General features: G+C 46.1%; 7 protein-coding genes. 3 read left to right on the forward strand and 4 right to left on the reverse strand.

Annotated elements, in window-relative coordinates:
- Positions 1-5 precede the first annotated feature (5 nt).
- On the forward strand, positions 6-1754 hold the full coding sequence (locus EPX21_RS13475) for a DUF885 domain-containing protein (RefSeq protein WP_134090220.1): 1749 nt from the start codon (positions 6-8) through the stop codon (positions 1752-1754).
- A 136-nt stretch (positions 1755-1890) separates the two neighbouring features.
- Here EPX21_RS13475 and EPX21_RS13480 read toward each other — a convergent pair whose 3' ends face one another.
- The 3 genes from EPX21_RS13480 to EPX21_RS13490 all read right to left on the reverse strand — a co-directional run bounded on the left by EPX21_RS13480 (position 1891) and on the right by EPX21_RS13490 (position 8225).
- A complete protein-coding gene (locus EPX21_RS13480; RefSeq protein WP_134090221.1) occupies positions 1891-3648 on the reverse strand; it encodes a DUF885 family protein in 1758 nt (585 codons plus the stop codon).
- A 172-nt stretch (positions 3649-3820) separates the two neighbouring features.
- On the reverse strand, positions 3821-5215 hold the full coding sequence (locus EPX21_RS13485; protein WP_134090222.1) for a SusD/RagB family nutrient-binding outer membrane lipoprotein: 1395 nt from the start codon (positions 5213-5215) through the stop codon (positions 3821-3823).
- Between the two features lie 10 nt (positions 5216-5225).
- Positions 5226-8225: a SusC/RagA family TonB-linked outer membrane protein gene (locus EPX21_RS13490; protein WP_134090223.1), complete on the reverse strand. Its 3000-nt coding sequence runs from the start codon at positions 8223-8225 to the stop codon at positions 5226-5228.
- Positions 8226-8677: 452 nt separating this feature from the next.
- Between EPX21_RS13490 and EPX21_RS13495 the strand changes: the two genes are divergently transcribed.
- Positions 8678-11887 (forward strand): DPP IV N-terminal domain-containing protein, encoded by a 3210-nt coding sequence (locus EPX21_RS13495; protein WP_240768682.1) that lies wholly within the window; start codon positions 8678-8680, stop codon positions 11885-11887.
- Between the two features lie 49 nt (positions 11888-11936).
- Here the strand turns inward: EPX21_RS13495 and EPX21_RS13500 are convergent, their stop codons facing one another.
- Positions 11937-15392, reverse strand: coding sequence for a family 43 glycosylhydrolase (locus EPX21_RS13500; protein WP_134090225.1), 3456 nt, complete (start codon positions 15390-15392; stop codon positions 11937-11939).
- 356 nt (positions 15393-15748) lie between these two features.
- Between EPX21_RS13500 and EPX21_RS13505 the strand changes: the two genes are divergently transcribed.
- A complete protein-coding gene (locus tag EPX21_RS13505) occupies positions 15749-17155 on the forward strand; it encodes a sensor histidine kinase (protein WP_134090226.1) in 1407 nt (468 codons plus the stop codon).

The raw sequence follows: 17155 nt of genomic DNA on the forward strand, positions 1-17155 counted from the left end.
AACCGATGAAATATACGATCTTCAAAAAATATTTTCCCTATTTGTTAACTGCTTGCGTCGCTTGTTCGTCCGGGCAGTCCAAACGGCCCTCCAACGAAGAAGACAAAGCTTTCTCAGCCTATACTGATCACTTTGTGACGGCTCTTTGGAAACAGTACCCTTCTTGGGCGACCCGAGCAGGTTACCATGCTTATGACACGGTGCTCACGTTGCCGACTCCTGAAAACGCAGTGAAGAACAAAAGTTTTCTACAAGCGCAGCTCGATTCCTTGTCCGCCTACCCCTTGGACCGCCTGTCTGCCAGTCAGCAAATTGATTATCATCTCATTGAAAACCGATTAAAATCCATGATTTGGTCGGAAGACACCTTAAAATCTTTCGAATGGGACCCCTCTTCTTATAACGAGGCGGGCACCTTCGCTCAAATCCTGACAGGCCGTTATGCGCCCCTAAAGGAACGCCTACGGGCCTTCGGAAAAAGATTGCAGGGAATTCCGGCTTATTATGAAGCAGCCAAAAAGCAAATCAAAGATCCCGTGCCAGAACTTCAAGCACTCGCGATTAAACAACTCAAGGGAGGAATTCCGATTCTCAGCACTAATTTTGCCGATAGCATCGAAAAGGCGGACCTGTCCGCGGAAGAGCGGAAAGCCATGCTGATGGCTTCTGAAAACGCTGTGAAGGCAATTAATAACTTTACCGACTGGCTTAGCGGCCTCCGCTCCACGCATCCCAAAAGCTTTAGGCTGGGACGGGATCTTTATGAGCAAAAATTTGCCTATCAGGTCCAGGCCAACCAATCGGCGGAAGGCCTGTATCACAGTGCCATCCAACGGAAAAACTATGTCCATGGTGAAATGATGAAGTTGAGTAAGGAGCTATGGCCAAAGTATTTTGGAAACATACCTATGCCCACCGACACCTTGGTACTCATTAAGAAGGTGGTCGACACGCTATCGGTCAATCATGCAAGCGCAGCGGGCTTCTTAGATACGGTCCGCAATCAGATTCCGCGACTGATCGACTTTATCAACCAAAAGGATCTCCTTTATATCGATCCCAGCAAACCATTGACGGTTCGGGAAACACCGGCTTATATGGGCGGTGTTGCCGTTGCCTCAGTGAGCGCGCCAGGGCCTTATGACAAAGGGGGGATGACTTATTTCAACGTCATTCCGTTAGCTGGCTGGTCGGCAGCAAAAACAGAAAGTTTCTTAAGGGAATACAATCATTACATCCTTCAAACGCTCTGTATCCATGAAGCGATCCCTGGTCATTACACGCAGCTTGTCTATGCGAACCAATCGCCCAGCCTAATCAAATCATTATTTGGAAACGGCGCTATGATTGAAGGATGGGCCGTTTATACCGAGCAGATGATGCTTGAGAACGGCTATGGCGGCAATACGCCCGAAATGTGGTTAATGTGGTATAAATGGCATTTACGAGCGGTAGCAAATGCCATACTCGATTACGAAGTACATGTGAACGGTATGAGCCGGGCACAGGCTCTTGATTTCCTCATCAATGGCGCCTTTCAGGAGCAGGCAGAAGCCGAAGGTAAATGGGATCGGGTTACCCTGAGCAGCGTACAACTGACTAATTATTTCTCCGGTTACCACGAAATCTATCAGTTGCGGGAAGATCTGAAAAAGAAAGACAAGGATGCATTTAACCTGAAGAAATTCCATGAACAATTTCTAAGCTACGGGAATGCCCCGGTTAAATATATTCGGGAGCTGATGCTCAACTAGTCACATCGAAACGATACACACAATTGGTGAGATAAGCGCAACATTATAACCTTTTGAACTGTATAAATAAAGGGGGCGTTTCCTACATTTGCTTGCAACAAACATAGGAGACACCCCCTTAACAATCCTACCTCATCTAATTCGGTTTATCGTAAAATCTCCAATTTGTTTGATAATTCTTATCCAGCTTCTTTTCCAACAAGATCGCTCGAATCATTTCTACCGGCATGGCATTCAGCTTTAAAACGGTATCATGAAAATCCTTTAACGTGTACTTCCCCGATTTCAACACCTCCTGTTGTAAGGTATAAAACTGCAAGCCGCCGATATAATAAGACACTTGATAAAGCGGAAAAGCTTGACTATCGCGGGATAAAGGCCAGTTCAGCTCGCTCTCTACGTTTGCCCTTTCGTGTCCTACCTCATCAACTAGAAAATCGGCACATTCTTCGGCGGACCATTTCCCTAAATGAAAATTAAGCTGAAAGATAATGCGCGCGCAGCGATACTTGCGCCAAAATAGCAGGCCTATCTTTTCCTCAGGCGTCCGCGCAAAGCCTTTATCCCATAACAGCATTTCCCAATACAGGGCCCAGCCTTCCATCCAGAATGGTGTATCGAAGTTTCTATAGGTCCGATGGCGCGCATTCATATAAAACTCCAGATTATGCCCCGCGATCAGCTCATGGTGAACGGTGGCGCGCGAGAAATAAGGATTGTTGCCGAGCATACGCATGTTAGCCAAATCAAAATCCATGGTATTGGTCGGATACGTGACACTGATTTCCCATCCACCGGTAAAAAAAGCGTTGGATCGCTGCCTTTCGGGCGACATCATAATCATACCCCAGGTCTCTTCCGCGAGCGGAGGAATAGTAATCAAATCGTGCTGCTTGAGAAATCCGACAGACTCTTCATACAGCTTGCGAATAGCTTCGGGCTGTTTACCTACCGGAACGGCACTTGTTTTAACCTGCTCTAAAGCCGCTTTCCAATCCTTACCAAAACCAAGCTCGCTCGAGGCCTTTAGCATCTCCTGATGACACCACTCCATTTCCTTATGGGCAATCGCTAATAGGTCTTCCGGACTGTAATTGACTACATTGAGTTTCAATAGACGCACAAGCTCCTCCCGGCCAACCGGGGTACGCGTATAGATTCCCATCGTATTGGGCTGTTGTTTCTTTAAAAAAGCCTTTCCGAACTGTTCGAGCATACTGTCGGCACGGTGATAAGCTTCGGGAACCCACCAGGTGAAGGCAGGATCATAGCCATTATAAAACTGAAAAACGCTGGCTGCCGTTTTACGCAAAAGCGAGAGCTCTTCTTGGGCCGTTCTGATTTCTTCAGGCTCAAAGGAGGTGCCCGCTAGCTTGGCTATAAGGGACGGTATCGCCTGCGCTAGCTGCGAAAAAGTGGCGGCAACTTTCGGTGCGTCCAAGGAATATCCCCGTCGGCGTAAACGCTCCAGCGAAAAAATGCTATCAGCAAAGGGAAACCAGCCGCCCATCATACGGATTTGCTCGTCCTGTTTTTCTACCTCATGTAAATTTTCCCTGAGGTCCCTAGAAAAAAGCAAATAATCCACTTTACATTCCTGTGGCAGCTGTTCGAAATTTACTTGCTCAAGCAGGCCCAGATATTTTTCATTTAAAAGGCGTAGCCGTTTCTGCCGGTCAGGCGAGCCTAAGCCTTCCGAAAAACGGTAACGGGGTGCGTTTTCGGAAGGAGAATAAAATCGATAAACAGCAGCTTCATCTGCCTCGAACTGTTTCATCAAATGCGGAATCTCCTGGCAGGGGACATATAGATTGTCAGACACTTGACCAAACACAGGCCGAATGAGCCCAACAAGGGAAAATGCCACCATAAGCGAAAAAAGCGTTTTCTGCATCGCTAATCAATAAAAAGATGTTTTATAAAAATCTCAACTTCATTTCGTTACGTTACCGAGGCTGCCGTAGACACGCCTGCCAGCGGTTGCTGGGGAGAAATCGGTACGGATTAAAACATACGGATGTCTCGACTCCCTTCGGCAGACCAAGTGCACGGCGCTCGACATGAATCTATTCAGTATCCCACCAAACCCGGTTGGTAAGCGCATCACCATTATGTTGCGGCTGCGGATTATTCGTTAACTCGTTCAATGGATAGAGCATCTTTCTCGGAATATCCGACAGAGCATTCGAAACCCTGCCCAGGGCAGGATAGCCGGTTCTACGCCAGTCGTTAAAAATTTCGGGCGATAGAAAATTCACCACGGCCTTTTCTTCCATGATATAAGACAAAGCATTTTCTTCGTTAATATTGCCTCTACTGGCCATATAAGCAGCTGTTTCAGCGCTGGATGAGACGCCCGTATGTGCCATATCAGCCTCAATAGCCTGTCGGTAAAAAGGGGCTGCAGCATCGGCTCCCGACAAAAGAAGCGTTGCTTCGGCCTTCAATAAAAGCGCTTCCCGGTAATTGATTAAATAAAGTGGCGAATTGGCACTTGCATAGAACGGTCCCCCTAAAGAATAAGCCTCTAAAGCTCCGATACCATCCGATCCGATTGCCCGACCATTATAGTCATTATTTAACTTCGAACGTGAAACTAACTTATCTAAACGCGGATCAGCCCGGCTGACTAAGGAATCGACGGTTTTGGACGACAAGACAATGGTTTCTATCGGCAAAAAGTTTCTATACCACCGATTCTCCCTATTTGAGCTTCCGTCATATACTAAGCGTAAATCGTCCTCATTACTTTGCATGCCATGCTCCAAGGCTTCCAAAGCCAACTGTGCCTGCTGAGCGGCGCTGTGATTGGGGGCTTTCGTCAAATGCATGTAGTATCTGGCTTTTAAGGTATAAGCGGCCTTGATCCATTGCCCGCTATCCCCGTTATAAAAGAAGTCGCGACCACCTGGGGCACTTCCTCCCCCAGCGGTTAATTTAGCAATGCCTTCATCCAGCAAGGATTGAACACTGATGTACACCGCCTCCTGACTGTCGTACGCCGGCTGGAAGGTCTCCGCTGCATTCAGCCCCTGCGAATAGGGAACATCGCCCCACATGTCCGTAGCGTAGGCCAACGTATAGGCGGTCAATATACGCGCTATCCCGGCGTACACGTCGTTGCCGTTTTCGTCCGCTTGTTCCATCATCAATTTTAAATTTTGAAGACAATCCGTATAGGTGTAGCGCCAAGGGTCATTTAAATCTACAGGGAATAAACGGTACGTTCCGACGTTGGGCGACGCTTGGTTCAGCGCAATCAGCTGCATAAAATGAGCAGCATTGATAGAGGCCCAGCCAGCTGTTACATGGTGAACGAGGTTGTATTCGACTGCCGGCAGTATCAACGATTCCTGAACAGTGGAAGGCCGATTCGGATTTTCATTAACATCCAAAAACTTTTCGCAGCCCGATAAGGTCAGGGCTGCAAAAGTAGCAATATATGCGATATAGGATTTCATTGTTCAAAAATTAGAAGGTTAAGGATAGAGTAAAATTATAAGACCTTGAAGTAGGGACGGAATTACCATATAAGCCCAGAGCGTCATTACCCGTTCCATAGCTATTAACTTCGGGATCTGAGCCGGTAAAATGCGGCGCATGAATCCACAGATTTCGTCCAGTCGCCGTAAAAGATGCCTGTTTGAACGGTGTTTTCTGAATAAACTTTTTCGGAAAATTATAGGTTAAACTAACATTCCGTAGCTTAATATAGGTTCCGTCCTGAACGGCAGATTCGTAAATATCGCTTATGCGTTGGTAGTAACTTTGTGCGGAAACGTTCACCGTATTAGGCGCCCCGGTATTAATATTAACACCTTCTACAACGCGGTCTTCCCTATTTTCGGTGGCTTTACTGGTGCCATAAAAGAATCCATAACGGTCATCTGAGTTCATTAAATCACCCCCTTTCCGCATATCAAAGAAAAAGCTCAGGTTTAGGTTTTTATAGGTAAAGCTATTATTTACGCCAGCCAACCAGTCGGGCTGAATATTTCCGATAGGCTTGGAAGCGCTGATTACGGGCAAACCGTTATCATCAACCAGCAAGTCTCCTGCTTCATTGTAGCTATAGCCGGAAGCAAAAAAGGTTCCGTAAGGCTGTCCTACGAAGGCGTAGGTCTGACCGATCTGAACGCTTTCGGCGTTACCATATAAGGAAGTCACTCTATTCTTAATTTTGGTAAAATTGAAGGTAAGATCCCAAGAAAAATTCTCTTTTTTTACAGGAGCTAGGTTGAGTAAGGCTTCAATCCCCCGGTTGTACATACTTCCTGCATTGATATAGGAATTCCGGTAACCTGTTGAATTAGCCAAGGTAACATAAGACAATAAATCTTTATGATCTCTGTCAAAATAACTGACTTCCAAACCGATCCGGTTATTTAAAAATTGTGCTTCTAAACCTATTTCAAGCTCGGTTGTTGTTTCATTTTTTAGGTTTGGATTCCCTAGATCGCCGCTGATCAAGAAACCGGGCACACCGTTAAAGGGGAAGTTAGTGGCGGTATTATAGATGGTAGAGGTAGCGTAAGCACCGACATTATCGTTTCCGACTTTCGAATAGGAGGCACGGATTTTACCAAAATTCAACCAAGGAGCCTTCTCCTTCAAAAGTTCGGAAAACATGAATCCACCGGAGGCCGACCCGTAGAAATACGTGCGATTCGCTTTGTCAAATACGGAACTTTGCTCCATGCGGCCCGTGAAGGACAGCGTTAGCAATCTTTTATAATCAACGGTAGGCTGTGCATAAAAAGAGACCCTTCTAAAACGCCTGTAATCTTCGGTGCTTACCTGAGTTTCGGTATTGCTGATATTGTTGAAATCCTGGACGGTAAAACCGCCTGTTCCGGTCAGTTCATAGCGCTGATCGTAAGTCGAAAATACGTTATTACCGAGCAACATGCTCACTTCAAAGTCGGCTCCCAGCTGTTTTCTGGCCTCCGCTATTAAGTCGTGATTAAACTGACGGAAATTATCATTACGATCGCGCAAAACACCTGGCGTGGCTAACACATCGCTGGGCGCTTCGTGATACTTCGATTGCTCTGAATAAATATCTGCACCTAACCGTTCAGTAATCGTTAACCAATCGGCCGGCGTATAGGTGAAAGTGGCAATTGGAATGAAACGGTTACCGCGGACGTCTGTGTAGATGTTATCCAGCGCCCAGAATGGATTGTTCCTTGAATAACGAAAAACGCGTTGCGAGCCGTCTTCGTTTACCGCAGGCAAGGGATCCCAAGAAAACGGTGCCGTATAAATAGTCCAAAGCGGACTTTCCAAACCGTAACCTTCCGAGGTGCGATGCGCTGTCGTAGCAACATAGTTAAATTGGAAATTGGCCGTTAACTTATCAAAAATTTTATTAGAGAATTTGGCGAATGCCGCGTGTCGTTTATAATCAGTTTGCGGGATGGTTCCCTCCTGATCTAAATAGGAATAAGACATAAAATAGTTGGATTTGTCCGTTCCTCCCTGTACGCTTACCGTGTTCGTATAGGTCTTGCCGCTTTGAAAGAACACATCCATGGGATTTACATTACGCACCGCTTGGCCACCTACCATTAAGGTATCCAAACGGGGGCCCCAAACCAAGCTCGTTTTTTGATCGTCGTCCACACCATTCCAATAAACACCTCGGTCTCCTTGCGCATAGATGCTTTGGACTTGCGGATAAATTGCCTTATCGAGAGCAAATTGAGAGGTAAAATTGATGCTTGGTTTTTGCTCAGTTGCACCGTTTTTAGTAGTCACAATCACAACACCCCGCGCTGCGCTTGAGCCGTAAAGAGCAGAAGCCGCCGAGCCCTTCAGCACGTTGATACTTTCAATAATGGCGGGATCGATATCAGAAAACCGACTGATGCCATTCCCGCTGCCATTGTCGCCCGTCTGTGAATTGTTGATAGGCACCCCGTCCACAACAATCAAGGCCTCGTTATTTCCGCTCAGCGAACTCGTTCCTCTGATCACAATGCGTGATGAACTTCCGGGTTGACCGGAGGAAGAGGTTATCTGTACGCCTGACACCTTTCCCGTGAGCGCATTTAGTACATTTGGCTCTTTCGTTTTAGTGATCTCTGTGCCGCTTACTTCCTGCGTGCTATAGGTAAGCTGCCTTTTTTCGCGTTTGATACCCAGTGCCGTCACCACCACCTCGTTCAGCGCCTGATTATCCTCTTCCAGTGTGATGGTCAACTGGGCTTGGCTTGTTAAATGAATTTCCTGCGGTTGATAGCCCAAAGCGGACACTTGCAGCGATGCCCCTTCGACATAATTGAGCGTAAAAGCTCCATTCGCATCGGTAGACGTTCCTTGGCTTGTGCCGAGCAACTTAATCGAAGCTCCGGGGATGGGACTCTTGGATTGGTCTACCACTACTCCTTTTAGCGTCTTGGTTTGTGCCTGTACATCGATAAAAGCCCATAGACTTACGATAAAGGCGATTAAATAATTGATTCTCATGATTACGTTGTGTTGGTTTTATTTGCAGCTAGCGCTAAATACGCCAACCATAACAAAACTATTACATAAGCACAAGGCGTTATTATCAAAAATTAACTATAAAGCACCGTATATTAACAAGTTTACAATAAAACACGACCGTAGTTGTTATTTTTAAATAAAAAAACCGACTATAACGCTATAAAACAGAAAATAACTTAAGAATCGACTCAAAATAGCATCATACCATACACCAAAAATTACAATTTTCACCCTGCCTTGCGCAGTAAAGCAAAATTTTTTGACACGCTACCTAATTAAACACCTGTTTTTGTCGGTCATCTTTAAAAAATAAGCTTCTTTTATTTACCCAAGCTCAATTATTTTTATATTGCAGACAAAAGCAACTTTAACCCAGAAAGAAAGACCTGAACTTGGAAATGATGGCTATCTATATGCGAATAAGCAAACAAATGAATAAATGGACAAAGACTGCTCAAAAGGCATGTACTTATCTGCTGATCGGCACCCTGATTGGTGCAGCACCCTTGAAAAAGGTACGGGCTATGCAAAGCGAAAATGACAGTCCCTTCGCACTAGTTTCGGAGCCCGGGATTTCTCCGGATGGCAAAGAAATAGCTTTTGTTTCCGGTGGAGATATCTGGACTGTTCCCGCTTCAGGGGGAGAGGCGAGGCTTTTGATAGCCCACCCTGCACCGGACTCGCGCCCGCTGTATTCACCGGACGGCAGCAAATTAGCTTTTGTATCCGGCCGTACCGGAAATGGCGACATTTATGTATTCTCTCTGTCGGACGGGAAACTACGCCGACTTACCTATGATGAAGGAACTGAAGAGCTCTCAGGCTGGTCGGCCGATGGCAAATACCTTCTGTTCCATTCAAACACCGGAGATATCGCCAGTATGTATGATATCTGGAAGATCCCAGTAGCTGGAGGAACGCCCATGCCTGTCAGCGCCGATCGCTATGCCACGGAATACTATGGAACAGCCTCTCCCGACAACCAACACATCGCCTTTGCTGCCCGAGGAATGGCTGGAGCGCAATGGTGGCGACGCGGGAGTAGCCATTTAGATCACGCTGAAATCTGGATCCGCCCATTTAATGCCGCAAAGATGACCGACACCGGTTACCGAAGAATTACACCGGACGGCGCTAGATCGGTTTGGCCCATGTGGGATAGCAATGGAAAAAGCCTTTTCTTCGTGTCCGACCGGTCTGGAAACCAAAACCTTTGGAAAACAGACCTCGAGGGAAAATCAATGATGCTGACCCGGTTTACCGATAGCCGGGTCTTGTGGCCTTCTATAACGAAAGACGCGAGCACCATTGTGTTTGAGCGCGATTGGAAAATCTGGAGATATGATGTAGCCAGTCAAAAAGCGAATGCGCTGGAAATTCGTCTTCGTGGAAATGCGAATCATCAGTTGCCGCAGTACAAGGACCTGAGCAATGAATTCCAAGAGTTGGCTGTATCTCCAGATGGCAAAAAATTGGTGTTTTCGGCTCACGGGGACTTGTTTGCTTCATCTGCAACTGCGGAAGGAGAAGCGGTACGGCTCACCAACACACCCGAAATAGAGGGGAATGCCGTATGGGCAAGCGATAGCAAAAGTGTTTTCTTCTCCACCCATAGTACCGAGCATCCCAAATTGTTCCGCTGCGAGGTTCCTACACAGACCGTCACTGCGCTTCCCTTACGCGAAGGAGATTACTCCTCCTTGGTGCTGTCGCCCGATGGCAGTCACCTGGCCTATATCAGAAACACAAAAGAGTTGGCAGTTTTTGATTTGGAAGCTAAGAAAGAACAGATTCTTTACCAAGGCTCCTTAGGCAGAATGTCTTTTGCTTCCAACATATCAATAGCTTGGTCGCCGGATGGCCAATATTTAGCCTTTGCCAATTACGATTCAAATGCAATCCGTAACATCTGGGTAGTCGCCAGTAAAGGGGGAGATGCCAGACCGATCAGTTTCTTATCGAACACCTTTGGTAGTTCGGTAGATTGGTCTGCAGATGGGAAATATATTTACTTTACCACGTCTCAACGTACCGAAAATGCGCGTATCGCACGTGTTGAGCTCTTTCCTCATATAAAGCCTTTTAAGGAAGACCGCTTTTATCAATTGTTTAAAGAAAAACCTTCCTCCGCGAAAAAGGACAGCATGGTCAGTACGCGGGTAGATTTCAAGGACATTAAGGGCCGCTTAAGCTTCTTGCCTTTTGATGCAAGCGTCAATAACTATGCAGTCAGCAAAGACGGAAAAACCCTGCTATTCACTGTAACGAATCTGGGGCAACAAAGCCTGTATAGCTATTCGTTGGATGAACTGGCCACAGATCCCAATCCAAAACTGATCTATAATAGCCGAGGGCGCATGGGAGACATACAGTTCAGCAACGACGACAAACAGGTTTATTTTTTACAGGGAGGAAAGGTCTTTATCATGGCGCTCGCCAATCCAACGCCAAAGCCGTTAGCCATAACAGCCCATATGGATATTGATTTTAACCAGGAAAAAAATATTATGCTTTATCAGGCCTGGGAAGTGTTGAACAAAGGATTTTACGACCCGAAATTCCACGGAGTAGATTGGACCGCTATGTTAACGCGGTACCGAAGACTTGCTGCTGCTTCAAGTACACCGGAAGAATTGCGCCGTGTGCTGAATTTGATGGTCGGCGAACTGAATGCTTCTCATATGGGCGCCAGTGGAAGTTCCACAGAAGCGCCTGCACCTATTGGCCGTTTAGGCCTGCAGTTCGATGCAGCAACTTATGAGCAAAATGGTCGCTTTGTAATTTCTGAAGTCCTAACGGACGGTCCTGCAGCTAATTCGGGAAAAATACAGACAGGAGACCAACTCGTGGCGGTGGACGGGAAGCCGTTGACAAAGAGCGATAACCTTCAAGCGCTTTTATCCAATAAGACCGGAAAAAAAGTAACACTAAAAATCCTATCGGCAGGAGGTAAAGAAGATGAAGTTGCACTCAGTCCGATTAATATGACGGTGGAGAAAAGACTGCGTTACCGCCAGTGGGTAGAACAGCAGCGTAGCTATGTCGATAAAATCAGTCATGGCCGTCTGGGTTATGTCCATATGTTGGATATGAGCGAAGCCTCACTGCACCAACTTTACCTAGACCTGGACGCGCAAACGTTAAGTAGAGAAGGGGTCGTTATCGACATCCGGAACAATAACGGAGGTTTTGTAAACGCCTATGCATTGGATGTTTTCAGTCGGAAACCTTACCTAACCATGACGGGAAGAGATATGCCGGCATCGCCTGCCCGGATCCAGTTAGGGCAACGCGCCTTACAAAAGCCGACCATATTAGTGACTAATCAACATTCGCTTTCGGACGCTGAAGATTTCACCGAAGGCTACCGGACCATGAAACTTGGAAAAGTGGTTGGCGAACCTACCGCCGGCTGGATCATCTTCACTTCGGCCGCCCGTTTAATTGACGGCTCGAGTATCCGCCTTCCCTTCTCCCGTATTACAGACCACGAAGGAAAAGATATGGAACTACATCCCAGACCAGTGGATGTACCCGCGAGTCGGCCGATAGGCGAAAGCTATGGCTCTAAAAACATTCAGCTGGACACCGCCGTTAACGAGTTGCTGAAAGAACTGAACCCATCATCCACCACACGTTAAGGGAAATTAACAAAATAGCCGCGCTTTTTTAAAGAGCGCGGCTATTTTGTTAAGGATACTGATACAACCGAATCTCAGCAAACACACCATAACCTTTTTTATCTCCATAACTGGCCTGATAAGGCCCCACCTGTAGCGTTTCTCCCTCCCATTCTGGCTTAAAATACGGACTTCCCGGAAATTCCACCCATTTTTTCCCATCCTTACTCCCTCTCACAAAAATAAATGTGCCCTCACGCTGAATTTGGAGATAGGAATAAAAATCGAACCCAGTATTATTATGCTGCTGTCGCCGACCATCCTGTAAGTCGGTCACCATGTTTCCGATGCCCCAACCCAGCATGACACCGTTTTGCAGCAGCTCTTCCCTTTCCTCATGCTTTGCACGCCGCACCATGAGACCGACTTCGTTTGCCCCCAAGGGCTTTTTCTGTTCCAATCCGGACAAATCACTCACCCTTAACTGCATCAGAAAATTCCCGACAACCTCTTTATACAAAAACGGGCCTTTTTTTTCACTTCCATCCCAAGCGCTTTTTGCGGAGGCGAGCCTAAGAAATCCATCTTGGCTACCTAAATGCACACTGTCGGCCGTAATTCCTTCCACTCCGTCCCAATCCTGCTGCGACGAAAAATGCGTTGCGTAGTCTACATGCTTCTTGAAGTCGCTAAACAGATTTCGCGGAGCTCTTGCTAAAGAAACTTCCTCCGAGCCAAAAACATTTCCAAAGCGGTCGCGCACATAAAAGCGAAAAGCAGCTTGCTCATCCGGACTCAGGTCTTGCGCTAGGTAATCGGTGGCCGACTGCCAGGGCGAGCTTGCCCCTGCGGCACCGATCCTTTTAAAACTAAAATGAAACCCTTGATCACTCAAAAGGGTATCAGCTTGCATAAAGGCCAGATCCTTCGTCACCCATTTTGGCTTGACATGATAGACGGGATGTATAGTATCCGTCATTTTCGTATTCAGCAATGCACTCGTTAACCGTTCCAAGCGGTTTTCTTCCCACGCTTCATCTAAGAGATAACATGCATGGAGATAAAATTCGCCACTTGGCAACAGAAGGTCCATTTCTTTTTCTACAGGCAGCGCTTTCTCCAATTTACCCGCTTTATAGCGATAAGTCTGATTTCCCTTTTTTATTAAAGCCGACAAATTCGAGTCGCTTTGCACCTTTCCGCTACGGTCGGCATAGACAAATAACAAGGAAAAAGTTGCCATACTATCCAAGCTTTGCCTAAAGAAATTTAGCAACTGCTTTTTTCCCTCCTTCAGTCTTACGCCCATCCGATTATCCCGGGTAACAACTTCCGCTTGGCCGTCCTCGAAAGATATACCCGAAATGCCATAGCCCTTATTCTTCCATTGTTTTACCGGTCCAATGCTTAAGTCCTTCGCTTCAAAAGAGACGAAGTAAGGACTCTTCTTTTCCGCCCTTTGGAGACTACGGATATCTTCATTCGTCAAAGCACGATCGTACATCTTCAATGATGCCAGCGCACCACTAAAATAGTGTTGTAGCCGCCTATCCGTTCCGATCGATATACTTCCGGCCTGTTCGAGGAACAGCATCCGATTTCCTTCATTCTCCAGTATGCCGTCGATATATAAACGCTCCTCCGTGCCATCGAACACGAGAACGATGTGATGCCATTGATCAGGAGAAGGAGGGTTCTTAAAAGGAATATTGGCCCACCCGCCGTGCACAACACCTCCTAACGATTTATCGGCACCAAAACCTAGGGAGGCATGCATCAAATCACGTCCGCCGGTGCTCCATTGGATTAAAGGCTCCTCCTTAGCAATGCTTGGGTTATTGACCCAAGCACTGATGGTAAAGCTACTATTGCCGCTCAATGTCGGCGGCAAGTGCATGCGTGATTGCCAATAAGTTTGTCCGTCAAAAATAAAAGCTTTCTTTCCTTGGACGAGATCGACTTGATAAGCGCCCTTTTTCACGACAAATTCACCTCCTAAAACCCCTTGGTTAGATACCGACGTGTCTGAAGCCCGCAGTTCATACCGATCGGCGTCCAGATCTACTAACAGACCACGAGTCTCCTGTCGTTCAACAGCCTTTTGTGGAAGGGATAATTTTCCTTCATTGCGTCCAATACCAGCTTCAGCGAATACTTTCACATTCCATATGGCCTTGTTTAAGCCCGCTACCTGGCTGTTTTTGATGGTGATGCGAAGATAGCGCGCCTTGACGTCACCGTAGTCTTTCATAGGGCTTCCCCATTGCGTATTTTTACTTCGATCGGCGAATACGTTCCATTGTTTGCCGTCCGTTGAGTATTCGATCAGGTATTGATAATACCAGGTAGCGTATTCAAACTGGGTCAACACACTGCGGACAGATGTTAATTCTCCTATATCCACTTGCCACCAAGCCTCCCGCATATTGTCGGCCGCTTTCCACAGCGTCCCATTGTTATCATCCGCAGCATACTCGGCTTTAAACGCCTGGCTATATACGGAAGATGCGCTTGTTTTTTTGCCAAGAGCCAGGTTTTTTGCAGACACAGATTTTTTGGCCAAAGCGCCAACACCCTTATGCGTGGGGACTACCTTTTTTATATTGCCTGCGGCGTCGAACTCCAACCTGTCCGCCGCAATTTGGCGATGGAAACCGCCTCCGCTATGTGGATTATTGTGCCGGTGGTAAACAATAAAAAAGTCATCACCTTCCTGCAATACGCTGTTGTGTCCAGGCCCATGAACGGTTCCATCCTCGTTGGTAACTAAAATCGGACTGTTCTCGCCATAGGTAAAAGGTCCCATCGGACCGGCCTTGCTCATCACATAATGCACTTTGTAACTGTCGTCCTCACAATGTTCAGCGCTGTACATCAAGTAGTAAATCCCCTTTCTTTTAAACATAAAAGGCGCCTCGAAAAAGTCCTTCGCAATGGTGTTCGGAATCATGTCCGTTTTGGCAAAGGACTTCATATCCGCATTTAATAATCCCACACCGCAACCGCTGTTCGGATAGATGCCCCAAGTTCCCCAGAACATATACATTTTCCCATCGTCATCTTGAAAAGTCTGCCCATCCAACGTGATTACATTAGGCACGAAATAATTCGGGACCACCGCTTCCGTTCCGGGAAGCAAGGGAGTCCAAGGGCCCCTGGGTGAAGTGGATGATGCCCCATAAAGTTCACAGGGCTGGCTATAATACATGTAATATTTTCCGTCACTCGCCCTATTCACATCCGGTGCCCAATAGATGGGCGTATTGGGCCAGTCCATCGGCTCCATATACCAATTAACGAAGTCTTTGGACGTCCAAACCTGCGAAGGCCCTAACCCAAAGCCATTTCCATCGGTTGTAGCATAGAGATAATACGTGTCTCCCCATTTTTTCACCGTCGGATCGGCAAAATAGCCTGGTATAATGGGATTTCCCGTACCTAGCGAATTGTGCTTCACTTCTTGTGCGAAGACACAGACGGAGAAAAGAAGTAGAAAGAGAACAACTATCTTTTTTATATTTTTCATATTCCTGTTAAAAGGCTATGCTTCAAAATTAATGGTTTGGAGGAGCCCTGTTTAGAAGGATATTAGCCAACTGTCACCCCATTTTAACCGCCGTTGAACATCATCACACAAGTGAATTAAACCTATACCATCTTACTAGACACTGCCTTCATGATAAAACGAAGCTATTTTGCTAAGAGCGGAGGTGTTGGCGGCTAATGGCAGGGGTTCTAGCATTTGTAATGACTATTTGCTGTTTCCATCAAAAATTCGTCCCATAAAAAGGCGGTTTCGTCCCACTTTGTTGCAAAGCGAATCGAGACTATCTACTATTGTCGAAACTTAAAGGATAACTAAAAACTACTAAAAAGACAAGAATGAAATTGAAACGCATCGAATATTTGATAGCTACAGGTGTCTGGATCTTCTGCTTGATTGTGCTATATAGCCAAAAAAGTCGGAATGTTGAACTTGAGGTAATTAGTGCTAAAATGGGCTATGCAAGCGTGATCTACGCTGGATTTATGGCGTTTAATGGATGGGTATGTTATCATTATTTTAGACAGAAAAAGACAGAAGCGGGCATAGGATTGTCTTTACTGTTATTTTTCGTTATGTGGATGGGCTTAACTACCTGCGGATGGTTAATGCAGAGGCCGGATGAAACTAGGTTATGGTCGTCTTTTATATTAGAAGGGCTAACCTTAGGGGTGAGTTTAACTAGCTTCGCATGTTTTATATTGTATGAGGCCATCAAGGCAGGGGTGACATATGTTTGGCATCAACAAGGAACGATAGCTTCGCGCATCGCGAAAGAATTTTTAATAGTATTGGTTGTTGGAATACCTGTTTTCCTTCTGTTGATGCTTGTTTCTCCAGATGGCGCTTTTCTTTGGATACTGTCTACCCCTTATGCGTATCTGGTGTTTGCGCTAAACACCTATTGGCTTCTGCCTAAGTCTGATAGCGTACATCAACAGAAATTATTATATGGCTTACTCGGCATTGCAGGTTCATTCCTATTATTCGTGCCTTTTGGCGTTCTTTTTTTGCATTTCACATCTTCCGCAGGATTTATATATTTCTCCACTTGGTTTTGCATCAACTTAATCGTCGTCCCGCTAGCCTATTATGTCCATTCCGGTCAACAGGCTACAATAGCACAATTGATTAATTTGAAATCTGCATTAGGGAAGAGTACGGCTGATGTCCGCTTTCTGCGATCACAAATCAACCCACATTTTTTGTTCAATATTCTTAATACTTTGTATGGGATTGCCCTGCAGGAAGATGCAGAACGTACCGCCACCAGCATTCAGAAACTGGGGGATATGATGCGCTTCATGTTACATGAAAACCATGAAGACAAGATTCTGTTGGCCAGGGAGATTGCGTACCTCCGAAACTATATTGATTTGCAAATGCTCCGGACACTCACGTCTCCTGATATTCAAATAAACTGTGACATCCGTGATAGTATGGATGGAGTTTATATAAGCCCTATGTTGCTCATCCCTTTTGTAGAGAACGCCTTTAAACATGGTATTAGCTTTCAGGAAAAATCGTGGATTCAAATCAGTCTCCGAGATGAACACGGCAGACTTTTCTTTGACGTACATAACAGTTTACATACCAAGTTGGGGTCAGATCCAGAACGCGATCATAAAGGAATCGGTCTCGATAATGTGAAGCAACGACTGGAGTGGATGTACCCCAACCGTCATGAATTAGTCATCCGTCAAACAGCAACTGAGTTTTTTATTCATTTAACCGTGACCTTATAA

The organism is Olivibacter sp. XZL3 (assembly GCF_004368405.1).
Classification (GTDB): Bacteria; Bacteroidota; Bacteroidia; order Sphingobacteriales; family Sphingobacteriaceae; genus Olivibacter.